This is a genomic window from Noviherbaspirillum sp. FW303-A3, from assembly GCF_058788695.1.
This window is the reverse complement of record NZ_JBYTAZ010000001.1, coordinates 2,711,163-2,735,309: the sequence shown is the minus strand read 5'-3', so window position 1 is coordinate 2,735,309 and position 24,147 is coordinate 2,711,163. Positions and strand designations below refer to the sequence as shown.

Here is a 24,147-nt window from a genome sequence, read left to right as displayed (position 1 = left end):
GAGGGGTGGAGTTTTGCAGCGCAAGGTGCCCGCGTACGGGCACCTTTACCGTATTACTGCTTGATCGCCTCGATATTGATACGCAGTTCCACTTCATCCGTCGCCGCCTTGCCCAGGCCGTAGCTCATGCCGAAGTCGCTGCGCTTGATGGTCGAGGTCGCCACGTAGCCGGCACGGGTTTCACCCTTCATGCCCGGGCCGGTGCCGATGTACTTCAGCTTGAAGGTGACCGGCTTGGTCACGCCGTGCAGGTTCAGGTTGCCGCTGACCGTGCCTTCGCCCGCGGCGTTCAGGGTCACGCCGGTGGAGGTGAAGTTCATGGTCGGGAACTGCACCGCGTTGAAGAAATCCGGGCTCTTCAGGTGCTTGTCCAGGCCGTCATGCTTGGTGTCGACGCTGTCGGTCTTGATGTCGACCTTGATCTTGCTGGCTTCCGGCGCGCCGACGATGAGGTCGCCGGAGATGTCGTTGAAGCGGCCCATGAAACGGCTGATGCCGCTCATGTGGCCCACTTCGAAATACGCGACCGAGTGCGCGGCGTCGATCTTGTAGTTGCCTGCCGGCGCATTGGCGAACGCGGCGGAGGACAGGATGAGGCCGGCGGCGGCCAGGGAGCGGAGAAGAGTCTTGGTCATGGCTGGGTTCCTTGAAAAAATTAGCGGGATGCCTGATTGATGAGTTGGCGAAAACGGCGGAAGCCGGCTTCGATGGCCGCGAGTTCTTCGCGGTCGACGCCTTCGAACGCCTGCTGCAGGTGGGCGAAATGCTTGCCTGCAACCCGTTCGAAGGTCGCCCTGCCTTCGTCGGTGAGATTCACGAGATGCGACCGGCGGTCTTCCTGCGAGGTGACGCGCTGCGCCAGCCCGCTCAGTTCAAGCCGGTCGATGATGCCGGTGAGGCTGCCCTTGGTGATGCCGGTCTGTTCGCTCAGCGCCTTGCAGGAGAGCGTGGCCGCGGCGGCCAGCGCGGACAGCACCGAAAACTGCGCCGGCGTCAGCCCCTGCTTGCGCAAGTGCCGCGAAGCGAATTGCTCGAACGCATGCCAGGCCTGCGTCATCTCGCCTACCGTGGCGGGCAGGTGCAGGGAAGTGCAGAAAGTTGCGTCTAGGATGTTCATCGCTTCGTACCGGAACAGTTCGTGTTAGGACGGTATCCATTCTATTTTTTGAAGTTCCGGGGATAAACAACCTTGCAGGAATGAGACTGTTTCTCGGTTGTTGACAATGCGGGAGGCGCCGGCGCTGTCGAATCCACTATCAATGCCTGGGAAACAGTGATGTTCCCGGCTGCGTCTTTATCCCGCCCGCGCGCACGCGTTACAGTGCGGTTCAATCTCGGAAAACCATGTCATGAAGCAGCAACTCCGCGCCCTTACCTTGATGCTTGCCGGCCTGGCAATGCTCGGGCCTTTTTGCATCGACACCTATCTGCCGTCTTTTGCTGCTATTTCCCGCGATTTCGGGGTGCCGCCGGTCTATGTGCAGCAGACACTCTCCGCTTACCTGCTTTGCTTTGCCGGCATGATGCTGTTCCACGGCACGCTGTCGGATTCCTTCGGCCGGCGTCCGGTGATCATCGTTTCGCTGGTGGTATTTACCGCCGCGTCAGTGGGAGCCGCGTTCGCCACCGACATCGCATCGCTGATCCTGTTCCGCGCGTTGCAGGGATTGTCGGCGGGGGCGGGGACCGTGGTGGGCCGCGCCATGATCCGCGACCGGCTGTCCGGCCCGGAGGCGCAGAAGATGATGTCCGACGTCACCATCGTCTTTGCCGTCGCGCCGGCGATCGCGCCCATCCTCGGCGGATGGCTGCAGCTCTGGTTCGGCTGGCGTTCGGTGTTTGCCTTTCTCGCCATTGTCGGTTTGCTGCTGGCCCTGGTCTGCTGGCGCGCCCTGCCGGAAAGCCTGCCGGCCTGCCAGCGCCAAACCTTCCACACGCGCCAGATCCTCGGCAATTACTGGACGGCCCTGCGGCATCCGCAATTCCTGTTGCTTGCGTTCGCGATGGCGTTCGCGTCGATCGGTTTCTTTGTCTACATCGCGTCCGCGCCGCATTTCGTGCCGCAGGTGCTTGGCCTGCCGGCCACATCCTACGGCTGGCTGTTCATTCCGCTGGTCGGCGGCATGGTCTCCGGCGCGACGGTTGCGGGAAGACTGGCCCACCGCTGCCAGCCGGTGCAGCTGATGCGCGCCGGATACGGCCTGATGGCTGTCGCCGCTCTGATCAACCTCGCCTACAACCTGCTGTTGCCTGCAACAGTGCCGTGGGCAGTGATGCCGCTGTTCCTGTACACCTTCGGCGTGTCGCTGGCGTCGCCGAGCACGATGGTGATGACGCTCAATGTGTTTCCCGAGATGCGCGGGCTGGCCGCTTCGCTGCAGGCGTTCGTGCAGATGATGCTGTTCTCGATCGTTGCGGCGGTTGTCGCGCCGCTGGTCGGCGCCAGCGGGCTGAAGCTGGCCATGTTCCTGGCAGCCTGCATCGGCAGCAGTGTCGTGTGCCTCGCCGTCCTGTCGCGGCTGTGGCAACGCACTGCCATTGAGGTGCGCCAAGGCTCCTGACAGACCGTTGTCAGGAGCGCGCGGCTACCATGGTTTCCTCGTCAATCAACCAGGAGAACGCCATGGCAGACGAAATCCCCGGCATCGTGTCGCACGTATCCATTGGCACCAACGATTTCGAGCGCGCACGCGCCTTTTACGACAAGGTCATGGCAACGCTCGGTTGCCGGCGGCTGGAGGAATTCCCCGGCGCGGTGGCCTACGGCAAGACCTATCCGGAATTCTGGGTGCAGACGCCGATCGACGGCTACCCGGCCTCCGTCGGCAACGGCACCCATGTCGGTTTCGTTGCGCTGTCGAAAGAAGCGGTGCATGCGTTCTACGATGCCGCGCTGAAAGCGGGCGCGGCAGACGGCGGCGCGCCGGGACCGCGGCCGCATTACGGCGCACCGTATTACGGCTGCTTCGTGCGCGACCTCGACGGCCACAAGATCGAAGCCGCCTTCTGGGACATGTCGAAAAACGAAGCTTGATCTGCGTCATTGGACGCAGGCGGCCGGACGCACTCTAACAGGCTCGACCAACCTCGATGGAGTTTCGACCATGGAAATCGATATCGGCATTTCCGAACAGGACCGCCGTGCGATCGTCGACGGCCTGTCCCGCCTGCTCGCCGACACCTACACGCTGTACCTGAAGACGCACAATTTCCACTGGAACGTGAAGGGTCCGATGTTCCAGACCCTGCACCTGATGTTCGAGACGCAATACACGGAGCTGGCGGCGGCGGTCGACCTGATCGCCGAACGCATCCGCGCGCTCGGCAGTCCGGCGCCGGGCACCTATTCGATGTTTTCGGCGCTCACGGGGATCAAGGAGCCGGACGGCGTGCCGGCGGCAGAAGAAATGATCCGGCAGCTCATGCAGGACCAGGAAACGGTGGTAAAAACGGCGCGCGCGATGTTCAAGGCGGTCGACCAGGCCGGCGACGAACCGACGGCCGACCTGCTGACCCAGCGCATGCAGGTGCATGAAAAGACCGCATGGATGCTGCGGACCCTGCTTGAAAAGTAAGCGCCTGCTTATGCCCTGATTCTCACAGGCTGGAGCTTGGGCTGTTCGAAGCGCTCACGAATGCGGTTCCAGAGGCGCTCGTGCATCGGCATGACGATGACGTTGCAGATCGGCTCAAGCACGGCCGCCAGCCCGCCGAACGCCATGGAGCCGGTCACGACATACATCGTGGCGAAAGCAACGCCCATGTGGACGAGAATCTGGCTGGTAGTCTTGGCGGCGGTCACCATGGCGGGCTCCTTGTTTGATTCATTGATGCATCAAATGGTAATGATTCGCATTTGATAGATCCAATTGAATAAAACAAGGAATTGAATAGCTGTCGCCTATTGCATCAGAACTTGTAGCTGACGCCGATCCGCAGCACCGGGTACACCCGGAACTTGCGCACCTCCCGCGCCAGCGCCTCGTTCTCGCGCGCGACGTCGTTGGCGAACTGGTTGCAGACGGCGGCACCGGCGGAGCAGCCGTCTGCGGCCAGCGAAGTCTTTGGCGATCCCTGGAACAGCACACCGATATCGGTCGAGAAGGACCAGCCCTTTTCATCCTTCAGGTTGCGGCCCCAGCCGATGCCGAGGTAGGGCGCGAACTTGTTGAAGTCCACCTTGCCCGTCACGCTGCCCACGCTGGCGGCGTTGTACACATTGCCCTGGATGGAATAGGCGCCCGCGGCATCCGGCTTCGCGTGCACATCGATGCGGTTGCCGTTGTAGGCCACGCCGCCCGTGATGCGGAAGGAACTGCCCTTTTCCGGATACCAGTCGATCAGCGCATCATAGGTATTGGCCTTCAGGTCGAGGTCATACTGCATGTCGCGCGTGCTCCCCTTGTAGCTGTAGCCGAGGTAACCAAGACCGATGCGGGCGTTCACGCTGGGTGTGATCGGGAAGGTGGCATGCGCGCCGACACCGGTGGTGCCGACGCTCCCGCTGATGCCGATCTCCGATTGCGACTGGGCAAAAACAGAAGTGGTCAGTGCGGCGAGGGCGATGGCTGCGAGCGTTCTCTTCACGATGGGATTCCTGTCGGTGGAGTGGTTCGGGGCATGCATATTTCGACAACGCAAAATTGCTTGCGGTCAGGGCTTTCTGACTGCCGGCCTTTTTCCCGGTTCCACTATTTTTCCGTCGCAACGCAAATTTCGAGTCGCTTGCAGGAAAGGTTTTCCGAAGGCAACGGAAGCGTTTAATCACGATCAACAAGGATGGCGATTTTCATCACGCAGAAGGGCGCCGCGCTGTTATTGTGCAGGCGACGCCATTGAACGACTTTCCATATGAAAACAAGTCACGTCCACGCCACCGATGTCCGCGCCGTCGCCCGTCTTGTCACCGACGCCACACTCGAACTGACCGACCTCGTCGAAGGCGTGCACGCCGGTATCGTGCGTGCGCCGCGCCAGCGCATGCGCGGCCTTTCCGGATTCGTATACCGGACCGTGCGCGGCATCACGCGTACCGCAGGAGTGACGGCGGATACCATCCTCGGACAGGTCGTGCCGCTGTTCGGCACGCGCCATTCCTCGCCCGCGCGCGAAGCCATTCTCTCCGCCGTCAACGGCGTCGTCGGCGACTACCTGAAATCGACCGGCAACCCCCTGGCCATCACCATGCAGTTTCGTATCAACGGAAAACCGCTTGCGCCCGCCGCGCTGCCGGACGCAAGCCGCAAGCTCCTGGTGCTGGTGCACGGCCTGTGCATGAACGACCTGCAATGGCGACGCGACGGACACAACCACGGCACCGCGCTTGCCCATGACCTCGGCTATACGCCGGTTTACCTGCACTACAACAGCGGGCAGCACATCTCAGCCAACGGCCGCCTGTTGGCCACACGCCTGGAAGCGCTGCTGGCGCAATGGCCGGTGCCCGTGGAGGAGCTCGTCATCGTCGGACACAGCATGGGCGGACTCGTCGCGCGCAGCGCCTGCCATTACGGCATCGAAGCGGGACATGCGTGGCCGGCAAGCTTGCGCAAGCTGGTCTTCCTCGGCACGCCGCACCATGGCGCGCCGCTGGAACGCGTGGGCAACTGGCTGGAAACGGTTCTGAAGGCGATGCCGTATGCAGCGCCCTTCGCACGCCTGGGCATGTTGAGAAGCGCGGGCATCACCGACCTGCGCCATGGGAATGTGCTGGATGGAGATTGGGAAGGCAGGGACCGCTTCCTGCGCGGTTCGGACAAGCGCACGCCGCTGCCCCTGCCGGAAGGAGTCGCCTGTTATGCCATCGCCGGCAAACTGTCACGGCTGACAGGCGATGGACTGGTGCCGATGCAAAGCGCCCTCGGCCAGCATGCGGAAGCATCGCGAAAGCTAGGCTTCCCGGAAGCGCACCAATGGATCGCCGAGGGCGTCGGCCATCTCAACCTGCTCGGCGACGCTGCCGTCTACGAGCGCATCAGGTGCTGGCTCGCCGACGGCCCGGTCAACCGTCAGAACGCGCTCACCACCTTCAGTGCGCGCGCGACATCTTCCTGACCGACGTCGAGGTGCGTGACCCAGCGGATGCGCCTGGCATTGCCGTACACGCCGCTCGTCACCTTCACCTCATTCGCCGCAAGATGCTGCAGGAAGGCATCCGCGACTGAGGCATCGACATCGATGAACAGGATATTCGTCTGCACCGGATGCACGGTCACCTTGCCTTCCAGCTTGGGATGCGTCGCGCAGGCGCGCGCCAGCCCTTCGGCAAGCATGCGTGCATTCGCATGGTCTTGCGCGAGGCGGTGCACATGATGCTCCAGCGCATGCAGGCCCGCAGCCGCCAGCACGCCCGCCTGGCGCATGGCGCCGCCGAGCATCTTGCGCACACGCCGCGCCTGCTGGATGAATTCCTTCGAGCCGAGCAGCACCGAACCGACCGGCGCGCCCAGTCCCTTGGACAGGCAGAGCGACACCGAGTCGTAACCGCTGCAGATCGCGCGCGCTTTTGAAACGGGATCGCTGCCGTCCTGTTCCGCCAGCGCGACGGCCGCGTTGAACAGGCGCGCGCCGTCGATGTGCGCGCGCAGCCCGCGGCGCTTCGCGAGCGCACTGACTTCCTGCATGTACGCCAGCGGCAGCACCTTGCCGCCCGTCGTGTTCTCCATCACCACGAGACGCGTCTTTGCAAAATGCGGATCGTCGGGCTTGATCGCCGCCTCGATGGCGGACAGGGGGATGGTGCCGTCCGGCTGGTGGTCCAGCGGTTGCGGCTGGATGGAACCCAGCACCGCCATGCCGCCGCCTTCCCAGCGGTAGGTATGCCATTGCTGGCCGACGATTGCCTCATCGCCGCGCTGGCAGTGCGCCATCAGCGCGATCAGGTTGGTCTGGGTGCCGCTCGGCGCGAACAGGGCGGCCTCGAAGCCGAGCATCGCAGCCGCCGTCTCCTGGAGGCGATTCACCGTCGGATCGTCGCCGAATACGTCATCGCCCAGCGGCGCGTCCATCATCGCCTGCTTCATTGCCGGGGTCGGCCGGGTCACGGTATCGCTGCGGAAATCGCTCATTGTCTCTCTCGGTAAAACAGAATCGGACGGACATTATCGGCGTTTTGCGCGACCAGCGTTTTGGCAGCCGGTTGGCATGGCCGGCATATGGTCGTTGCGGCGCAGCAAAGAACGCATTTATTCCCGCCAGGTTCTGTTATCATTTCACCAAGTGCGTCCAGCTTTGGCTCGCACACTTTTCTCTACAGGTGTCCACAACCATGGATATGGCACTTACGGCTGAGATTCCCCAGGGCGGCACCCGCCGCTTCGTGCTCGAAATGCTCGGGTTCACCGACGCGGAGAAAAATCTCCTTTCCTCGACTTTCCGCCTCACAGGCCGACGCCCGTTTGCCTACGCCGAAGCGGAGAACGCGGCGGAACGCACCGACATCTACCTCGTCAACGCCGACAACCCGCATGGCCTGGCAGAACTCAAGGTGCGATCCCCGAATGTGCATGCCCCCGCCGTCTTCATCGGCCGCCGCGGCACCGTCGCCGAATGGCCGGTGGTCGAAAAGCCGATCCATTGGATGCGCCTCTTCGAGCAGCTCGACAGCCAGATGGCGAGCGCCCTGCACGAGCGGTCGCAACGCCAGGCCACCGGATGGGACGGACGCACGCGCCGCCGCGCCGCCGACCGCAACCTGCCACCGCCGGCGCCGGTGGTCGAAACCCGCACCAACGAATCCGTGCTGGTGGTGGACGACAGCGCCACCGTGCGCGCCTTCATGCGCAACAAGCTCGCGCCCTTCCGCTTCGACGTCGACTTCGCCGAGACCGGCGAAATGGCGATCGACATGGCGCAGGCCAAGAACTACACCTGCATCTTCCTCGACATCCTGATGCCCGGCATGGACGGCTACCAGGTCTGCAAGCGCATCAAGTCCAGCCCCGCCACCAAGAACGCCGCGGTCGTCATGCTGAGCAGCAAATCCTCCGCCTTCGACAAGTTCCGCGGCTCCTGGGCCGGCTGCGACGCCTACCTCGGCAAGCCGGTCCCCGAGGACGAACTGCTGGCCACCATCGCCCGCTTCCTGCCCAGCGCACGCCGTGTGGCGCAATCTGTGCTCGCGCGCGCAGGGTAGAGGGCGGCATTCTTTTGTTGCACTCATCGACCTTGACTCATAGTTCGACTGGGACCAGCTGAATCGAGGTGGTGTCGGACGATTTTCCGAGGCATGGGCATAATATCGCCCATGCCCACCCCGCACCCACATCGTTTCATTCGGCGAATTGACAATGAACGTACTCGTACACATAGCTGGCATGTCGCTATTCGTACCAAAAACCAGGCAGTGACACGCCATTTCAGCGATAGCGTACATGGAGGAAAACGTAAGGCACTCAAAGCCGCAATTGCATTTCGTGACGAAATGCTCGCGAAGCTTCGCAATTCCGACTACTCCGCCTGGTTAAGGCGAAAACGCAGCAACAATACGTCGGGCATTGTCGGTGTTGCTCGCTATGTGAACGTCACTGCTAACTCGGAGCATCCGCTGGAGTACCCCTACTGGCAGGCATTCTGGCGGGACCGCGAGGGTAAGCGGCACACTCGAACCTTCTCGGTGCTCCGGTACGGTGAGCGAAAGGCCCGTCAACTTGCCATCAATGCGAGACAAAGCGCCTTGCAGGGATTCTTACTTGAGGATGTGGCGAAAAAGGGGATCAAGGTATAGCGAAAAAAGGCTGCCTTGTTGGCAGCCAAAAGTAAGAAGACATATTGAGTGAACAAGCCCGCACCTTTTTTGGCACGGACTGTTCAGACCAATTTGTCAGGCCACAGCGAAGTCGCTGGCGATGAGTGTTTTCAGTCCAGTTAATGTAGCGACATGAACAGCAGAATTCGTGACATTGCTGCCATCCGCATCAAAGTACAAAGCACCGGTTGAACTGTTGTACAGGAATTGTGCAGAGGCTCCTGCGGCTGGTGGAGTCGTTGTGCCAGAAATGAACTGTGCGGTAGCACCTGGTGCCAAACCGAAAGCAGTGCCAACAATTTGTATCTTATCGATTCCGGAAGTGAAATCCGACAAGATGTCCGTGCCCTGATTCAGGCTGACAAACTTGAAGATATCGCTGCCCGCGCCGCCAAATAGAGTATCGTTGCCGATGTTCCCATTTAGAGTGTCGTTGCCGTCGCCGCCATACAAGACATCAGCACCGTTGCCGCCATCGAGCACATCATTGTCGGCGTCACCGTACAGCTTGTCGTCGCCATCGTCGCCGTTGAGCACATCATTGCCGCTGCCGCCGTAGATCGTGTCGTTGCCTGCGCCACCGCCAATAGCGTCATCGGTAGCATAGCCGGTCAGGGTGTCGTTACCGGTAGTATTGACAAGCAGTTTCGCCTTGACGTCCGCCACGCCCCAGATAGAGCCATCCTCGAACTGGATCTGCTCGACCTTGTAGGCATTGTTGCCGTCATCGGACAGGTAGTTCAAGATCGAGACCTTGTCGGTGGAGCCGTTGACCGACAGCAGCAGGTTATTGCCGCTACGGCCAAGCGTCACCTCGCCAGGCAGGATGCCTTTCATGAGCAGCACGTCGATCTTCCCGACGGTCATGTCATACATGCTGATGGTGTCCTGGCCGTCGCCCTTGCTGAAGACGAAGGTATCGCTGCCGTTGCCGCCATCGTAGGTGTCGTTGCCCGCACCGCCGGTCAGCATGTCGTTGCCGTCGCCGCCAGTCAGAAGGTCGGCGCCAAGACCGCCATTGAGCACGTCATTGCCGGCATCACCGTACAGCTTGTCGTCGCCATCGTCGCCGTTGAGCACATCATTGCCGCTGCCGCCGTAGATCGTGTCGTTGCCTGCGCCACCGCCAATAGCGTCATCGGTAGCATAGCCGGTCAGGGTGTCGTTACCGGTAGTATTGACAAGCAGTTTCGCCTTGACGTCCGCCACGCCCCAGATAGAGCCATCCTCGAACTGGATCTGCTCGACCTTGTAGGCATTGTTGCCGTCATCGGACAGGTAGTTCAAGATCGAGACCTTGTCGGTGGAGCCGTTGACCGACAGCAGCAGGTTATTGCCGCTACGGCCAAGCGTCACCTCGCCAGGCAGGATGCCTTTCATGAGCAGCACGTCGATCTTCCCGACGGTCATGTCATACATGCTGATGGTGTCCTGGCCGTCGCCCTTGCTGAAGACGAAGGTATCGCTGCCGTTGCCGCCATCGTAGGTGTCGTTGCCCGCACCGCCGGTCAGCATGTCGTTGCCGTCGCCGCCAGTCAGAAGGTCGGCGCCAAGACCGCCATTGAGCATGTCGTTGCCGGCATCACCGTACAGCTTGTCGTCGCCATCGTCGCCGTTGAGCACATCATTGCCCTTGCCGCCGTAGATCGTGTCGTTGCCTGCGCCGCCGCCAATAGCGTCATCGGTAGCATAGCCGGTCAGGGTGTCGTTACCGGTAGTATTGACAAGCAGTTTCGCCTTGACGTCCGCCACGCCCCAGATAGAGCCATCCTCGAACTGGATCTGCTCGACCTTGTAGGCATTGTTGCCGTCATCGGACAGGTAGTTCAAGATCGAGACCTTGTCGGTGGAGCCGTTGACCGACAGCAGCAGGTTATTGCCGCTACGGCCAAGCGTCACCTCGCCAGGCAGGATGCCTTTCATGAGCAGCACGTCGATCTTCCCGACGGTCATGTCATACATGCTGATGGTGTCCTGGCCGTCGCCCTTGCTGAAGACGAAGGTATCGCTGCCGTTGCCGCCATCGTAGGTGTCGTTGCCCGCACCGCCGGTCAGCATGTCGTTGCCGTCGCCGCCAATCAGAAGGTCGGCGCCAAGACCGCCATTGAGCACGTCATTGCCGGCATCACCGTACAGCTTGTCGTCGCCATCGTCGCCGTTGAGCACATCATTGCCGCTGCCGCCGTAGATCGTGTCGTTGCCTGCGCCACCGCCAATAGCGTCATCGGTAGCATAGCCGGTCAGGGTGTCGTTACCGGTAGTATTGACAAGCAGTTTCGCCTTGACGTCCGCCACGCCCCAGATAGAGCCATCCTCGAACTGGATCTGCTCGACCTTGTAGGCATTGTTGCCGTCATCGGACAGGTAGTTCAAGATCGAGACCTTGTCGGTGGAGCCGTTGACCGACAGCAGCAGGTTATTGCCGCTACGGCCAAGCGTCACCTCGCCAGGCAGGATGCCTTTCATGAGCAGCACGTCGATCTTCCCGACGGTCATGTCATACATGCTGATGGTGTCCTGGCCGTCGCCCTTGCTGAAGACGAAGGTATCGCTGCCGTTGCCGCCATCGTAGGTGTCGTTGCCCGCACCGCCGGTCAGCATGTCGTTGCCGTCGCCGCCAATCAGAAGGTCGGCGCCAAGACCGCCATTGAGCACGTCATTGCCGGCATCACCGTACAGCTTGTCGTCGCCATCGTCGCCGTTGAGCACATCATTGCCGCTGCCGCCGTAGATCGTGTCGTTGCCTGCGCCACCGCCAATAGCGTCATCGGTAGCATAGCCGGTCAGGGTGTCGTTACCGGTAGTATTGACAAGCAGTTTCGCCTTGACGTCCGCCACGCCCCAGATAGAGCCATCCTCGAACTGGATCTGCTCGACCTTGTAGGCATTGTTGCCGTCATCGGACAGGTAGTTCAAGATCGAGACCTTGTCGGTGGAGCCGTTGACCGACAGCAGCAGGTTATTGCCGCTACGGCCAAGCGTCACCTCGCCAGGCAGGATGCCTTTCATGAGCAGCACGTCGATCTTCCCGACGGTCATGTCATACATGCTGATGGTGTCCTGGCCGTCGCCCTTGCTGAAGACGAAGGTATCGCTGCCGTTGCCGCCATCGTAGGTGTCGTTGCCCGCACCGCCGGTCAGCATGTCGTTGCCGTCGCCGCCAATCAGAAGGTCGGCGCCAAGACCACCATTGAGCACGTCATTGCCGGCATCACCGTACAGCTTGTCGTCGCCATCGTCGCCGTTGAGTACATCATTGCCGGCATCACCATACAGCTTGTCGTCGCCATCATCCGCATAGAGCCAATCTTCGCCTTCCCCACCGTAAACCGCGTCGTTCCCTGCGCTTGCAAACACGACATCATCACCGCCATTACCTCGGACAATATCATTACCGCTTACTCCGATAATGATGTCGTCCTTGATTGTTCCCTCCCCGGCAAATCCATTTACACCTACAGTTCCAAGATTGAATTCCGAATAAAGTGAAAGCAGCTCGGAAGTCAAGGGAAGCGAACGGATTGACTGTTCAAGCAGTGCATCACCATTCCAGCCAGCGCCGGAGAGCAGCTTTCTTCCGGCATACTTATTAAACTCGAGCAGGTCGGCCATGCCGCTAACCGCATCATTCGCTATCCGCGTCGCAAATGTATTCTCCAGTTGCGTGAAGTCCAGTCTAATTCCGTCAGCATCTATAACCAATTCGATTTGTTCGAAAAGCGGCACGAATCTTGTCTGGGTGACGAGTGCGGAATAAACCGAATCAGCCAAAGTGTCATATGCCGCATTTAGGAAATCGATCTGTTCTTGAGTGAACGAAACGTAGATTGCCGGCGTTGCTGAGATCCCGACACCGCCGCCGCCTCCGCTGCTTCCGCCACCGGCGACTGCACCCGTAGCGCCCGTTCCAGATTCATTGCTGCCGCCAAGATTAAAGAAGTACCTGCCGTTGAAGGCCTCGAGAATATGGATTTTTTGATCCCATGACGCAACGAGATCTATCCACTTTTGCGTCGGAACGTATCGAGGAGATCCGGTCAAGAAATATCCATCCTGAATCGCGTACCCCTCGTCGGACCGATCAATATCACCAAAGCGAACATAGTCAGCGATAGCGTCTTCCCTATTCGTGACTTTTTTCCAGCGTTCAGCAAGAGTCTCAATGAAACCAGAGGTATCCGCCCAAACGTCAAGCAACTTGTCGAGCATTGCCCGTTGTTCGGTGCGGGTATTCGCCTGGCTAAATTCGGTCAGCAGTTCTTTCAAAGCGGCAGATTGACTGGCGGCCTGATGCAGCTCCCGGACCATGCCCGAGCCCCGCATATTCGGCAGTTCAGCCACACCTGGGGCCAAGGGAATGGTGTCCGGGAACTCAGTATAGAACGTGTCTTCGGCGAGATTGACGTCGCCCATCTTCGCAACTTCACCCAAGGTCGCAGTTTCCCCGTTCGACTTGGTGTATGTGCCAAGGTCGGCAATCTGGTTGCCGTTGGCAAGGGTCTGGTTGTTAGCGGTCTTGGCGGTGCTGAAGCTTGTAATGCCGAGCTGATCGAGCGTGAAGAGTTCTTCCGACTGGGATGTCCCGTCCTGATTCAGATCGCGCCAGACGCGCAATTGACTCCAGCGGGCATCCAGATTGTCGACCTTGCCGTCATGGTTGGTGTCCTCCTGCCTTAGTGCGTCAAAGCCATCGGCCATCTTGCCGTCCGGATTGTAACTGGTGATACCGCTGTTGTCAGGTGTGGAATCACCGAACAGTTCGCTGCCGTTGTCGATAGTGCCGTTGCCGTTGCGGTCGAAAACGAGGAAGCCATCGTCGGGTTTGATCCAGCCAGTTGATGTTTTTATGCCGTCGCCATCATGGTCGAATAATAGATTTGACGAGGCAGCGGCGGTTTCGAGACCGTCATTATCTAGGTCGAGGGTTAGGGGGTCTTTACGAGGCGGTTGTTGAGCACTATCGTAGTCACGTCGGCATTGTGGATCTATGAACGGCTTATATCCCCCGCCAGCGATGTCGTCGCCGGCTTGGTCTATCGCATCTTTTATGGACTGTCTTATGTCCCGCTCACGATCGAGTTCACTTGTTATCTCTGGGGTCGTGCTTTTGTAGGGGTGATACCACCGTCCTGTAATAGGGTCACGTGAATACCCATCAATATTGTTTGGATCGTAAAGCGGAGGAATCATGGGAACTCTATCGCTTCCATCGCCTGCTTCCGCTGTGCCTCTTTTCCACCATCCAAAAATATCCTTAACATACTTGCCTACAACAATTACTGTAGGGGGAATTGCTGGAAATGGCATATACTGCTCCCTTCATTTAGTTATGGTTTTTGCAACACTTATGAGGCTCCTGCCTGCTGCATCATTGCTAGGAGCGAAAAAAGCTAAGTTAGGGCGCGGTTGAAACTGGCGACGAGAAATGCTTCAGTGGGCACCTTCTAGCCAAGCTGACGAGGTGGGCGAAAAAAGCAACTTGAGAACCCAAAGTTCAGCTGCCGTAGATACTGCTGTTGCTATCCATCGGACTCCTGACATAGAGTCGGGCTCAAACAATAAAAGAATCGCGAGCAATGCGCTCAACGAAAATAAGAGGCAAAACCAAGTCCTTGCGCGCTTGCTTCTTCGAGAGATATGAAACGGGATTAGTGCAATACACGCATAAATTACCCATGTCACAGCTGACTCAGCTATCGCGATTTGGCCTAACCACAGTTCATATAAATCAGTGAAAAAAGATAGGACGAGAAGAGAGTAGAGTAGGTTGCAAGCCCTCACAATCTCACGCGGTGGTACAGAGTCACTACGAATCATGCTTCCTCCTTGTTTTGTATATGCACCGAAACGAGGTGATGTCTTACCTTGGCTCTGCTCCGCCACAGAAATTGAGTTGCAAAATTTGCAATAAGATTATCTGCCAGAAGGCAACCTCGCAATCCCCAATTCATGGGATAGGCGACCTTATTGAGAAATACTAACCCTGGGTTTACGGTTATGCGAATCGCTGTTGCGCAAAATTAGGCATTAGCCTGGTGTCAAGGCGCTTGAGCATATTACGCACCGACCTTGTGGCACTCTCGTAAGGTGGCGCCGCCCGCCCGCCGGACAGTGCGGGCGGCGAGATGATCGAATCAGGGGATATTCGCGCGGTATGAGACGCGGCTGCAGAAGGTCTCTCAATCCGCGAGATTCGCAAATAGCGCCGTGCTGAGGTAACGCTCGCCGAAGGACGGGATGATGGTGACGATCAGCTTGCCCTTGTTCTCCGGCCGGCGAGCAATCTGCGTGGCTGCCCACAGTGCTGCCCCGGACGAGATCCCGACCAGCAGCCCTTCCTCACGTGCCGCGCGACGCGCAAACTCGAACGCATCGTCATTCTTCACGCGCACCACTTCGTCATAGATCTTCGTGTTCAGGATGTCCGGCACAAAGCCCGCGCCAATACCCTGGATCGGGTGCGGGCCCTTCTGGCCGCCCGACAAAATCGGCGAGGCATCCGGTTCCACCGCGATGCACTGGAAGCCCGGCTTGCGCGCCTTGATCACTTCGCCCACGCCGGTGATCGTGCCGCCGGTGCCGATGCCGGCGACCAGGATGTCGACCTTGCCGTCGGTGTCGCGCCAGATTTCCTCGGCCGTCGTGTTGCGGTGGACTTCCGGGTTGGCCGGGTTCTTGAACTGCTGCGGCATGAAGTAGCGCGGGTCGGACGCGACCAGCTCTTCCGCCTTCTTGATCGCGCCGCCCATGCCTTCCGGGCCGGGCGTGAGGATCAGTTCGGCGCCGTAGGCGCGCAGCAGCATGCGGCGTTCCTTGCTCATGGTTTCCGGCATGGTGAGCACGCACTTGTAGCCGCGCGCCGCGCATACCATCGCCAGCGCGATGCCGGTGTTGCCGCTGGTCGGCTCGACGATGATCGTGTCCGGCTTGATCAAACCGGCCTTTTCCGCCGCATCGATCATGGCTACGCCGATGCGGTCTTTCACGCTGTGGGCGGGATTGTAGAACTCGAGCTTGGCGACCACGTCCGCGCCGGCGTCCGCCGACAGCTTGCGGATGCGGACCAGCGGGGTGTTGCCGATCAGTTGGGTGACATCGTTGACGATTTTCATTGCATAGACTCCTTTTTTGTTTTTAACCGTGCAGTTCGGCGATGCGCCGGTCGCGTTCGATCTGGATCGTGTGCGCTGCCGTGCCTTCAGAAACACCGAGAGACTGTAGCACGAAGGCGGAGAGCTGCAAGCCGGCTTCCAGCGTTTCCGGAATCACGGTGGAGGCGCCGGCCTGCTTGAGCGCCTGTGCATGCTTTTCGTCGCGCGAGCGGGCAAACAGGGGGACGTCCGGGTACTCGCGCCGGATCGCTTTCACCGCGTGCAGGGCCGAGGCGGGATGGTCCATGGTGAGCACGATCGCCACCGCCTTCTCCGCATGCACCTTGCGCAGCAATTCCACCCGCGCCGCATCGCCGAAGTACACCGGCAGGCCGGCCGCATGCAGCTTGCCCACCACGCGCGAATTGGTTTCGAAGGCGATATAGGGGACGTTCTGCTCCGACACCATCTGCGCCACCAGCTGGCCGACGCGGCCGAAGCCGGCGATGATCACGTGGCCCGTTTCCTTGTCCACCACCGCCTTGTCGAGTTCGCCCGGCTGCTCGGAATGCTCGCTGTCCCACCAGTCGCCGAACGCATGGCCGGCCTTGGCGACCAGCGGCGTGGCGAACAGGCTCAAGCTGACCACCAGCATGATGAACTGGCCGATGTCCTTCGGCATCAGGTTCGCAGTCAGCGCGAAGCCGACCACGATGAAGGTGAATTCGCCGCCCTGCCCGAGCAGCGTGCCGCCCTCGATCGCCCGGCCCCAGTTGAAGCCGCCGATGCGCAGGATCACGCTCGTCACCAGCGTCTTGATGAGGAACAGGCCGATCACCGACAGCGGCAGCCAGAGCGGGGATTTCGCCACTTCGCGCACGTCGATCGCCATGCCGACCGACATGAAGAACAGTCCCATGAGCAAGCCCTTGAAGGGCTCGATCGTAACTTCCACCTCGTGCTTGAACTCGGTCTCCGCCAGCAGCAGGCCGGCGAGGAAGGCGCCCAGCGCCAGCGACAGGCCGGCCAGTTCGGTCAGGGCGGCGATGCCGAGCGTGGACAGCAGCGTGAGCGCCATGAACACATCCGGCTGGCGCTGCTGCGTGAAGGAATGGAACAGCGGCCGGATCACGCGGCGGCCGAGCAGGTAGATCAAGGCGATGGCGGCGACGGACTTGAGCAGCGCCACGCCGACCAGGCCGACCATGCCCTCGCTGGTGCCGCTGGCCAGCACGCCCATCAGGATCAGCAGCGGCACTACCGCCAGGTCTTGCAGCATCAGGATGGAGAAGCCCGCCTGGCCGAGCGGCGTGCCCAGCGTGCGGCGCTCGTTCATCAGCTGCATGACCACGGCGGTCGAGGACAGCGACAGCACCGAGCCGAGGATGGCCGCCACTTCCAGGCTGTTGCCGAAGGCATAAGCGATGACGCCGATGATCGCCGCGCTGATGTAGACCTGCGCGGCGCCCGCGCCGAACACCCATTTGCGCAATGCCCACAAGCGTTCCGCCGACAGCTCCAGGCCGATCATGAACATGAGGAAGAGCACACCGAGTTCGGCCAGCGCCTCCACACCCTCCAGGCGCGGAAACGTGAACCACTCCAGCCACGGATGGGCATCGGCGAGCAGGCCCAGCCCGAACGGGCCGATCAGCGTTCCCGCGGCGAGGAAGCCGAGGATCTGGTTGATGCGCCAGCGCTGCAGCAGCGGGATGAGAATGCCCGTCAGGGCGAGAAACAGGATGGTTTCCCGCAAATAGGGTAGGGACTGGTGTGCTTCCACGTTGAAGAATCCTGATGACGAAGAGCGCGGACAGGGCAAAACCTGCCGTCCGCGCAGCCCTGCAAGTGTGTCACAGAAAGTGGAGCGGGTGGTATGACCTGGATTGCCTAGCGGCGTCTTTTCTTCCAGTTGTAGTCCGGATCCGGATCGGCGACCCCAGGATGGCCGACCGAGTCGGGGTTCTCCGAGCACATGGCGACGAAGCAGATGCCCTCGCCCTCGCGTTGCCGTTTGCGCAAGGTTTCCATGAACTGCATCGCGGCGCTCATCTCGGTCGAGGGGAAGTCCCGGCTTTTCGGCTCGGCGTTGCCGTCATCGACTTCGGTCCAGTACACCATGTACATCCGGTCCTCCGTTCAGCGCGCCTGGGCGGCGATTTCGTAGGAGCGCAGGCGCGCCGCGTGGTCGTGGATCATCGCGTTGACGATCAGTTCATCGGCCTGCGTCTCCTCGGCGAAGGCCTGCAGTTGCCGCCTGACGGTGTCCGGATCGCCGACGATGGACGCGCGCAGGGTGGCTTCGACGGACGCCTGCTCCATCGGCGACCAGCGGCCGTCCATGCTGTCGACCGGCGGCGGCATCCGGCCCGGCACGCCACGGATCAGGCTCACGTGCATCTGCTGGTGCGTGGTGAGCAGGCGGCGCGCTTCCTGTTCGGTATCGGCGGCCACGATGTTGAGGCCGACCATGGCGTAGGGCTTGTCGAGCACGCCGGACGGCTGGAAGCACTGCCGGTACAGGTGCAGCGCGGCCTGCATGTAAGCCGGAGAAAACTGCCCGGCGAAGGCGAACGGCAGGCCGAGGTGCCCCGCCAACTGGGCGCTGAAGTCGCTGGAACCCAGCAGCCAGATCGGCACATCCAGCCCCTCTCCCGGCACGGCGCGGACACGCGGACCGTCGCCGCGCGGCTTGAAGTAGGCACGCAGTTCGGCCAGCTGCTGCGGGAATTCATCGTCGTTTTGCAGCGTGCGGCGCAAGGCACGCGCGGTGAGCTGGTTCGACCCGGGCGCGCGGCCAAGGCCGAGGTCGATGCGGCCGGGATAAAGGGATTCGAGCGTGCCGAACTGTTCGGCAATGACCAGCGGTGCATGGTTGGGCAGCATGATGCCGCCCGCGCCGACACGGATGGTGGAGGTGCCGCCGGCGACATGGCCGATCACGACGGCGGTGGCCGCGCTGGCGATGCCCGGCATGCCGTGGTGTTCGGCCAGCCAGTAGCGATGGTAGCCCCAGCGTTCCGCATGCTGCGCCAGGTCCAGCGTGCGGCGGAATGCGTCAGCCGCGGTCTCGCCTTCGCGGATCGGCGCGAGGTCGAGGATGCTGAGTGGAATGTCCTTGAATTGCTTCATCGTATTTCGTGGCCCGAAGCTGACATTCTAGGTTCGACAGCCGTTTTCTGCTGTCATTCACTTAAAAGGCGACCAGCCCCTTCTGCCACAGATACCTGCCCAGCATGACCACGCACACGGTGACGATCATCGGCCGGATCAGTTTCGTGCCGCCGCGCACCATTGCATGCGAGCCGCCCCAGGCACCGATCACCTGCCCGAGGATCATCGCGCCGCCGGCAGTCCATATCACCTTGCCGCCAAGGATGAACACGGTGAGCGACGCGACATTGCTGGCGAAATTGAGCACCTTGGCATTGGCCGTCGCCGTGATCAGGTTCTGTCCGCGCAGCGCGACGCCGGCGAGAGAGAAGAACGAACCGGTCCCCGGCCCGAACATGCCATCGTAGAGCCCGATTCCCGGCACGACCACGCCCTGGTAGGCGCTGCGGTTCAGGCGCGGCTTCTTCTCCACCGCGCCGGCGTTCGGCGCCAGCAGGAAGTACAGCCCGATACTGGCCAGGACGACGGGAATCAGGACATCGAGGGTCTTGGCATTGACGAATTGCACGAGGAGCGTGCCGATCGCCGAACCGATCAGCGAGGCAATGAACAGCCTGCGTACATCGGGCACTTTCACTAGCCCGCGCCGGATCACCATCATGGACGCGGTGAAGGAACCGGAACAGGCCTGGAGCTTGTTGGTGGCGAGCGCCTGGATGGGAGGCACCTGCGCCAGCAGCAGCACGGGAATGGTGATCAGGCCGCCGCCGCCGGCGATGGCATCCACAAAACCGGCAATCGCCGCGGCGCCGAACAGCATCGCGAGGACTTCCGGCGACAGCACGAAATCCATTGTCTTCCTTGGGAGAGTATCGAGTGATGGATGCTAGCGGATTGAAGCGCGGCAATCCAATGCCGAATGTGCATGGGTGATTACTTGTCCCCCTCTCCCGCCTACGGGAGAAGGGAGTAGCTAAATCAGTCCTTCTTCTCGCGAATCCGGATCAACCCCTCCTGCGCCAGCGTCGCCACCAGCTCCCCCTTCTGGTTGTACACATGCGCAAAGCACAACCCGCGCCCTCCCGACGCATTCGGGCTCTCCATCGCAAACAGCAGCCATTCATCCATGCGGAACGGACGGTGGAACCAGATCGTGTGGTCGAGGCTGGCGATCTGCAGGCGGCGGTCGCCCATGAAAATGCCATGCGGCTGCAGCGCGGTCCACAGCAGGCCGTAGTCGGACACATAGGCGAACATCGTCTCGTGCGTGAGTGTGTCGTCCGGCAGGGCCATTGGTGCGCGCGTCCATACCTGCTTGTTCGGCTTGCCATTGTGACCGCTGTAGATGTCGCCCGGATGATCCGCGCGGAAGTCCACCGGCACCGGCATGAACGGGCGCTTGCCGGCTGCGCTCAGTTTCTTCCACTCGGCGATGCTCGAAGGCAGTGTTTCGGGATCGGGACTGGCGGGCGCGGGACGCTGGTGCGACAGGCCTTCCTCTTCCGTCTGGAACGAGGCCGACATCACGAAGATGCGGCGGCCTTCCTGATAGGCGACCACGCGCCGCGTGCTGAAGCTGCCGCCGTCGCGCACGCGCTCGACTTCATAGTCGATCGGCAGGCGATGGTTGCCGGGCAGGAGGAACATCGAATGCAGCGAATGCACGCGGCGCTCCGGCACCGTGACTGCCGCCGCATACAGCGACTGGCCGAGCACCTGCCCGCCGAATACGTTCGGGCTGCCCATGAAATGGCTCTGGCCGCGATAGCGGTCTTCGCCGGTCTGCTCCAGCTTGAGCAGGTCGAGGATTTCTTGCGTGTTGAAGAGTGTGTTGTCCAGCATGTTCGTCTTGCTTATGTTTAAAAATTCGTTTTCAGCGAGTCGCGCAGTTCGCGCTTGAGCACCTTGCCGATCGCACTGCGCGGCAGCTGTGTCGTGAGTTCGACCGCGGCAAGCCGCTGCGTCTTTCCAAGGCGCGCATTGGCCCAGTCGAGCATTTCCTGCGCCTGCAGCGCGGCGCCTTCGCGCGGCACGACGAAGGCCACCGGCGTTTCGCCCCAACGCTCCGACGGCACGCCGACCACGGCGGCTTCCGCCACGGACGGATGCTGCACCAGCACCGCTTCCAGGTCGCTCGGATAGATGTTGAAGCCGCCCGAAATGATCATGTCCTTCTTGCGGTCCATCAGCGTGAGAAAGCCGTCTTCATCGAAACGTCCGACGTCGCCGGTGCGGATGAAACGCTTGCCGCTGGGGTCGTGCCATTCCGCCTCGGCGGACTTCTGCGGCTGTTTGTGATAGCCCGCCATCATCGCCGGCGAATGGCCGACCACTTCACCGAGCGCGCCCGGCGGCACTTCGCGGCCTTCGTCGTCGATCAGGCGGATGTCGTGTCCCGGCGCGGGCTTTCCTACGGTGTGCAGCTTGTCCGGATGTTCATGCGCGGCAAGCACGCAGGTGCCGCCCCCTTCGGTCATGCCGTAATACTCGATCAACCCGCCCGGCCAGCGTTTGAGGATGTCCGCCTTCAGCGCCGCCGAGAACGGCGCGCTGGTGCAAAACTTCATGCGGAACGACGACAGGTCGTAGCGCCCGACATCCTCGCGCGCCATGATGCGCTGGTATTGCACCGGCACCAGCATGGTATGCGTGACGCGATGCTTTTCCGCCAGCGAGAGATAGGTCACGGCATCGAACTTCGCCATCATCACCACCGTGCCGCCCAGGCCGATGGTGGGGAAGAAGCACACCAGCGTGGTGTTGGAGTATAGCGGCGTGGAGATCAGCGAGATGGCATCGTCGTCATAGCCGTTGACGCGGCCGCGCTGCACATGCGTCCAGCGCATCGAATGCGGTTGCACGATGCCCTTGGGCGCGCCCGTGGTACCGGATGAATAGATGATGTTGAAGGGCCAGCCGGGCTGGATGTCGACCTGTGCCGGTTTTGCATCGGGTGCGGTCAGCCACGCGGAAAATGCCGTTCCCGCTGCCGAGCCGTCCAGCATCACCGCCGGCACGCCCATCGCTTCGCGCAGCGGCGCGAGCGCCTGTGCCACCGCGTCGTCAAGGAACAGCAGGCGCGCATCCGCATCCTGTGCCATCGATGCCAGGCTTTCCGGGGACGACGAGGGGGCAAGCGGCGCAACCGCGACACCCGCGCGCAGGCTGCCGAGGAATACCGCTGCATAGGCGATCGACGTCGACGCACAGATTGCTACCGACTCCCCCGGCTTGACGCCGTCGCGCTGCAGCGCCGCCGCCACGCGGTCCATCAGCACATCGAGCTGCGCGTAGCTGACCGTCTCGCCATCCTGCACCAGCGCGGGATGCGAAGGCCGTGCACGCGCATGCAGGCGGATCAGGTTCGGGATGGTGTTGAAGCTTTCTTCGAGGACGGCGTCGATGGTCGGATTCATGCGTGTCGGGCTTGGTCTGTCATCAGCCCTTAATACTAGTCCAGTTTCGGATTTTTCGCGAACGACCGTTCGCAAGAGTCCGTCCTACCCATGGGGGCTTACTTGACGACACTGGAGCCTTCAACGATATTGCTTGAACAGCATTGTCAAAATCAAAACAATCCACTCATCAGGAGGAGAAGGTCATGGCAAGACAAGCAGAACAAGGCAAGCCCGTCAGCAACCCGCAGCGCCGCCACTTGCTGGCCGGCAGCGCCGCAACCCTGGCCGCAGCCGGCCTCGGCGTATTCCACAGGACGGCGATTGCGCAGGCCGCATCCGCCGCCGCCAAGCCCCTGCCCCCCTACGCCGCATGGAAGGACCCGGCGGCGATGATCGTCCACACCAGCAACACGCTGGAGACGAAGCGCAGCGCATTCGGCACCAGCATCATCACGCCGGTCGAGCAGCTCTACGTCCGCAACAACCTGCCGGCGCCCGACGCATCCATCGTGGCCGACCGCGATGCCTGGGAAGTGATGGTCGAAGGCGTGAAGAATCCGCGCAAGCTGACCGTGCGCGAACTGAAGGGCATGGGACTGGAAACCCTCGCCATGGTGCTGCAATGTTCGGGCAACGGCCGCGGCTACTTCCCGAGCAAGCCGAGCGGTACGCCATGGCAGGTCGGCGCCGCCGGCTGCGTGATGTGGAGCGGCGTGCCGGTGAAGGCCATCGTCGATGCGCTAGGCGGATTGGCGGACGGCGCAGTGTTCATGACCAGCACCGGCGGCGAAAAACTGCCGGAAGGCATCGACCCGAAGAGCGTGATGGTCGAACGCTCGGTGCCGCTGAAGGCGATGGGCGACGCGCTGCTTGCCTGGGAACTGAACGGCGCGCCGATCCCGCTCGCGCATGGCGGGCCGCTGCGCATCATCGTGCCCGGTTATTCCGGGGTCAACAACGTCAAGTACATCAAGCGCCTCGCCTTCACCGCGCAGGAGAGCGATGCGGCCATCCAGAAGACCGGGTATCGCCTCTCGGCACCGGGGCAGAAGGGCGATCCGAGCCAGCCTTCGATCTGGGAGATGGGCGTCAAGTCGTGGATCAATTCCCCCGCGCCCGAAGGCGGTACGGTGCCGGCGGGCATGGTGCAGGTCAAGGGCGTTGCCTTCGGCGGCGCGCACACGGTCAAGGCGGTGGAAGTGTCGGTGGACGGCGGCAAGACCTGGAAGGAGGCACGCTTCGTCGGCCCTGACCTCGGACGCTATGCATGGCGTCAGTTTGCGCTGGCCGTCCAGTTGCCGCCGGGGACGCACACGATCGCCAGCCGCGCCATCGATGCACAGGGCAACCGGCAGCCGGAAGAGCGGGTGGAAAATGCCGGCGGCTACAACAACGCCAGCTGGCGCGACCACGCGCTCCAGGTGATGGTCGCATGAAGCGCGATGTCCTTGTTCTTGCCGCCTGCGCCCTGCTGGCCGGCAGCGCGCAGGCGCAGGACGCGATCGAGGAAGGCAAGCGTCTGTCACGCGCGAGGCGGTGCCGCTGTGCGCGGTGTGCCACACGCTGCGCCATGCCGGCGCGGTGGGACAGGTCGGGCCCGACCTCGACGAGCTCCGCCCCGACGCGGCGCGCGTGGAGAAAGCGATGCGCAACGGCATCGGGCAGATGCCCGCCAATACCAACCTGAAGGACGAGCAGATCCGGCTGCTGGCCAACTACGTCGCAGGCGTTGCCGGAAAGTAGCGGCAAGCATTTCGTCTTTGAGCAATTTCTCTGCCGGCAGTTCGTAGGATAATCC

At 61.6% G+C, this 24,147-nt stretch carries 21 protein-coding genes; 8 read left to right on the top strand and 13 right to left on the bottom strand.

Annotated elements, in window-relative coordinates; all coding sequences use genetic code 11:
- Nucleotides 1-53 precede the first annotated feature (53 nt).
- On the bottom strand, nt 54-635 hold the full coding sequence (locus tag AC3WOY_RS13185) for a YceI family protein (RefSeq protein ID WP_492424449.1): 582 nt from the start codon (nt 633-635) through the stop codon (nt 54-56).
- 20 nt (nt 636-655) lie between these two features.
- Nucleotides 656-1,117, bottom strand: coding sequence for a MarR family winged helix-turn-helix transcriptional regulator (locus AC3WOY_RS13180; protein WP_492424447.1), 462 nt, complete (start codon nt 1,115-1,117; stop codon nt 656-658).
- A 232-nt stretch (nt 1,118-1,349) separates the two neighbouring features.
- On the opposite strand from AC3WOY_RS13180, the gene AC3WOY_RS13175 reads away from it, so the two are divergent.
- The 3 genes from AC3WOY_RS13175 to AC3WOY_RS13165 all read left to right on the top strand — a co-directional run bounded on the left by AC3WOY_RS13175 (nt 1,350) and on the right by AC3WOY_RS13165 (nt 3,575).
- On the top strand, nt 1,350-2,561 hold the full coding sequence (locus AC3WOY_RS13175) for a multidrug effflux MFS transporter (protein ID WP_492424445.1): 1,212 nt from the start codon (nt 1,350-1,352) through the stop codon (nt 2,559-2,561).
- Nucleotides 2,562-2,623: 62 nt separating this feature from the next.
- Complete coding sequence (locus AC3WOY_RS13170; RefSeq protein WP_492424443.1) at nt 2,624-3,034, top strand: VOC family protein; 411 nt, start codon at nt 2,624-2,626, stop codon at nt 3,032-3,034.
- A 70-nt stretch (nt 3,035-3,104) separates the two neighbouring features.
- Nucleotides 3,105-3,575 (top strand): Dps family protein, encoded by a 471-nt coding sequence (locus tag AC3WOY_RS13165; RefSeq protein WP_492424441.1) that lies wholly within the window; start codon nt 3,105-3,107, stop codon nt 3,573-3,575.
- A gap of 8 nt (nt 3,576-3,583) precedes the next feature.
- On the opposite strand, the gene AC3WOY_RS13160 is transcribed toward AC3WOY_RS13165, so the two are convergent.
- Entirely contained in the window at nt 3,584-3,805 is a 222-nt protein-coding gene (locus AC3WOY_RS13160) for a DUF2061 domain-containing protein (protein WP_492424439.1), read from the bottom strand.
- A gap of 104 nt (nt 3,806-3,909) precedes the next feature.
- Nucleotides 3,910-4,587 (bottom strand): hypothetical protein, encoded by a 678-nt coding sequence (locus tag AC3WOY_RS13155; RefSeq protein WP_492424437.1) that lies wholly within the window; start codon nt 4,585-4,587, stop codon nt 3,910-3,912.
- Nucleotides 4,588-4,851: 264 nt separating this feature from the next.
- Here AC3WOY_RS13155 and AC3WOY_RS13150 point away from each other — a divergent pair, with 264 nt between their 5' ends.
- Nucleotides 4,852-6,054, top strand: coding sequence for an esterase/lipase family protein (locus AC3WOY_RS13150; protein WP_492424435.1), 1,203 nt, complete (start codon nt 4,852-4,854; stop codon nt 6,052-6,054).
- Here the strand turns inward: AC3WOY_RS13150 and ltaE are convergent.
- A complete protein-coding gene (ltaE, locus tag AC3WOY_RS13145) occupies nt 6,009-7,067 on the bottom strand; it encodes a low-specificity L-threonine aldolase (protein WP_492424433.1) in 1,059 nt (352 codons plus the stop codon). The two genes, AC3WOY_RS13150 and ltaE, sit on opposite strands and share 46 nt — an antisense overlap.
- A 200-nt stretch (nt 7,068-7,267) precedes the next feature.
- Here ltaE and AC3WOY_RS13140 point away from each other — a divergent pair, with 200 nt between their 5' ends.
- Both AC3WOY_RS13140 and AC3WOY_RS13135 read left to right on the top strand, forming a co-directional pair.
- A complete protein-coding gene (locus AC3WOY_RS13140; RefSeq protein ID WP_492424431.1) occupies nt 7,268-8,134 on the top strand; it encodes a response regulator in 867 nt (288 codons plus the stop codon).
- 111 nt (nt 8,135-8,245) lie between these two features.
- Nucleotides 8,246-8,725: an AP2/ERF family transcription factor gene (locus AC3WOY_RS13135; RefSeq protein WP_492424429.1), complete on the top strand. Its 480-nt coding sequence runs from the start codon at nt 8,246-8,248 to the stop codon at nt 8,723-8,725.
- Between the two features lie 96 nt (nt 8,726-8,821).
- Here the strand turns inward: AC3WOY_RS13135 and AC3WOY_RS13130 are convergent, their stop codons facing one another.
- The 8 genes from AC3WOY_RS13130 to AC3WOY_RS13095 all read right to left on the bottom strand — a co-directional run bounded on the left by AC3WOY_RS13130 (nt 8,822) and on the right by AC3WOY_RS13095 (nt 22,367).
- On the bottom strand, nt 8,822-14,053 hold the full coding sequence (locus AC3WOY_RS13130; RefSeq protein WP_492424427.1) for a calcium-binding protein: 5,232 nt from the start codon (nt 14,051-14,053) through the stop codon (nt 8,822-8,824).
- A gap of 872 nt (nt 14,054-14,925) precedes the next feature.
- Complete coding sequence (gene cysK, locus AC3WOY_RS13125) at nt 14,926-15,858, bottom strand: cysteine synthase A (RefSeq protein WP_492424425.1); 933 nt, start codon at nt 15,856-15,858, stop codon at nt 14,926-14,928.
- A gap of 22 nt (nt 15,859-15,880) precedes the next feature.
- The gene (locus AC3WOY_RS13120; protein ID WP_492424423.1) at nt 15,881-17,620 is read right to left on the bottom strand and encodes a monovalent cation:proton antiporter-2 (CPA2) family protein; all 1,740 of its coding nucleotides are present in this window, start codon (nt 17,618-17,620) and stop codon (nt 15,881-15,883) included.
- A 107-nt stretch (nt 17,621-17,727) separates the two neighbouring features.
- A complete protein-coding gene (locus tag AC3WOY_RS13115) occupies nt 17,728-17,964 on the bottom strand; it encodes a hypothetical protein (RefSeq protein ID WP_492424421.1) in 237 nt (78 codons plus the stop codon).
- A 12-nt stretch (nt 17,965-17,976) separates the two neighbouring features.
- Nucleotides 17,977-18,969 (bottom strand): LLM class flavin-dependent oxidoreductase, encoded by a 993-nt coding sequence (locus tag AC3WOY_RS13110; RefSeq protein ID WP_492424419.1) that lies wholly within the window; start codon nt 18,967-18,969, stop codon nt 17,977-17,979.
- 61 nt (nt 18,970-19,030) lie between these two features.
- Nucleotides 19,031-19,804, bottom strand: coding sequence for a TSUP family transporter (locus tag AC3WOY_RS13105; protein ID WP_492424417.1), 774 nt, complete (start codon nt 19,802-19,804; stop codon nt 19,031-19,033).
- Nucleotides 19,805-19,929: 125 nt separating this feature from the next.
- Complete coding sequence (locus AC3WOY_RS13100) at nt 19,930-20,793, bottom strand: acyl-CoA thioesterase (RefSeq protein WP_492424415.1); 864 nt, start codon at nt 20,791-20,793, stop codon at nt 19,930-19,932.
- Nucleotides 20,794-20,810: 17 nt separating this feature from the next.
- Complete coding sequence (locus AC3WOY_RS13095) at nt 20,811-22,367, bottom strand: class I adenylate-forming enzyme family protein (protein ID WP_492424413.1); 1,557 nt, start codon at nt 22,365-22,367, stop codon at nt 20,811-20,813.
- 185 nt (nt 22,368-22,552) lie between these two features.
- On the opposite strand from AC3WOY_RS13095, the gene sorT reads away from it, so the two are divergent.
- A complete protein-coding gene (sorT, locus tag AC3WOY_RS13090; protein ID WP_492424411.1) occupies nt 22,553-23,785 on the top strand; it encodes a SorT family sulfite dehydrogenase catalytic subunit in 1,233 nt (410 codons plus the stop codon).
- A gap of 145 nt (nt 23,786-23,930) precedes the next feature.
- The gene (locus tag AC3WOY_RS13085) at nt 23,931-24,092 is read left to right on the top strand and encodes a c-type cytochrome (RefSeq protein WP_492424409.1); all 162 of its coding nucleotides are present in this window, start codon (nt 23,931-23,933) and stop codon (nt 24,090-24,092) included.
- Nucleotides 24,093-24,147: the final 55 nt, after the last annotated feature.

What these genes read in the sequence shown, in the direction of transcription:
- AC3WOY_RS13185 (WP_492424449.1), bottom strand. Translation starts at nt 635, where the DNA reads ATGACCAAGACTCTTCTCCGCTCCCTGGCCGCCGCCGGCCTCATCCTG.
- AC3WOY_RS13180 (WP_492424447.1), bottom strand. Translation starts at nt 1,117, where the DNA reads ATGAACATCCTAGACGCAACTTTCTGCACTTCCCTGCACCTGCCCGCC.
- AC3WOY_RS13175 (WP_492424445.1), top strand. Translation starts at nt 1,350, where the DNA reads ATGAAGCAGCAACTCCGCGCCCTTACCTTGATGCTTGCCGGCCTGGCA.
- AC3WOY_RS13170 (WP_492424443.1), top strand. Translation starts at nt 2,624, where the DNA reads ATGGCAGACGAAATCCCCGGCATCGTGTCGCACGTATCCATTGGCACC.
- AC3WOY_RS13165 (WP_492424441.1), top strand. Translation starts at nt 3,105, where the DNA reads ATGGAAATCGATATCGGCATTTCCGAACAGGACCGCCGTGCGATCGTC.
- AC3WOY_RS13160 (WP_492424439.1), bottom strand. Translation starts at nt 3,805, where the DNA reads ATGGTGACCGCCGCCAAGACTACCAGCCAGATTCTCGTCCACATGGGC.
- AC3WOY_RS13150 (WP_492424435.1), top strand. Translation starts at nt 4,852, where the DNA reads ATGAAAACAAGTCACGTCCACGCCACCGATGTCCGCGCCGTCGCCCGT.
- ltaE (WP_492424433.1), bottom strand. Translation starts at nt 7,067, where the DNA reads ATGAGCGATTTCCGCAGCGATACCGTGACCCGGCCGACCCCGGCAATG.
- AC3WOY_RS13140 (WP_492424431.1), top strand. Translation starts at nt 7,268, where the DNA reads ATGGATATGGCACTTACGGCTGAGATTCCCCAGGGCGGCACCCGCCGC.
- AC3WOY_RS13135 (WP_492424429.1), top strand. Translation starts at nt 8,246, where the DNA reads ATGCCCACCCCGCACCCACATCGTTTCATTCGGCGAATTGACAATGAA.
- AC3WOY_RS13130 (WP_492424427.1), bottom strand. Translation starts at nt 14,053, where the DNA reads ATGCCATTTCCAGCAATTCCCCCTACAGTAATTGTTGTAGGCAAGTAT.
- cysK (WP_492424425.1), bottom strand. Translation starts at nt 15,858, where the DNA reads ATGAAAATCGTCAACGATGTCACCCAACTGATCGGCAACACCCCGCTG.
- AC3WOY_RS13115 (WP_492424421.1), bottom strand. Translation starts at nt 17,964, where the DNA reads ATGTACATGGTGTACTGGACCGAAGTCGATGACGGCAACGCCGAGCCG.
- AC3WOY_RS13110 (WP_492424419.1), bottom strand. Translation starts at nt 18,969, where the DNA reads ATGAAGCAATTCAAGGACATTCCACTCAGCATCCTCGACCTCGCGCCG.
- AC3WOY_RS13105 (WP_492424417.1), bottom strand. Translation starts at nt 19,804, where the DNA reads ATGGATTTCGTGCTGTCGCCGGAAGTCCTCGCGATGCTGTTCGGCGCC.
- AC3WOY_RS13100 (WP_492424415.1), bottom strand. Translation starts at nt 20,793, where the DNA reads ATGCTGGACAACACACTCTTCAACACGCAAGAAATCCTCGACCTGCTC.
- AC3WOY_RS13095 (WP_492424413.1), bottom strand. Translation starts at nt 22,367, where the DNA reads ATGAATCCGACCATCGACGCCGTCCTCGAAGAAAGCTTCAACACCATC.
- sorT (WP_492424411.1), top strand. Translation starts at nt 22,553, where the DNA reads ATGGCAAGACAAGCAGAACAAGGCAAGCCCGTCAGCAACCCGCAGCGC.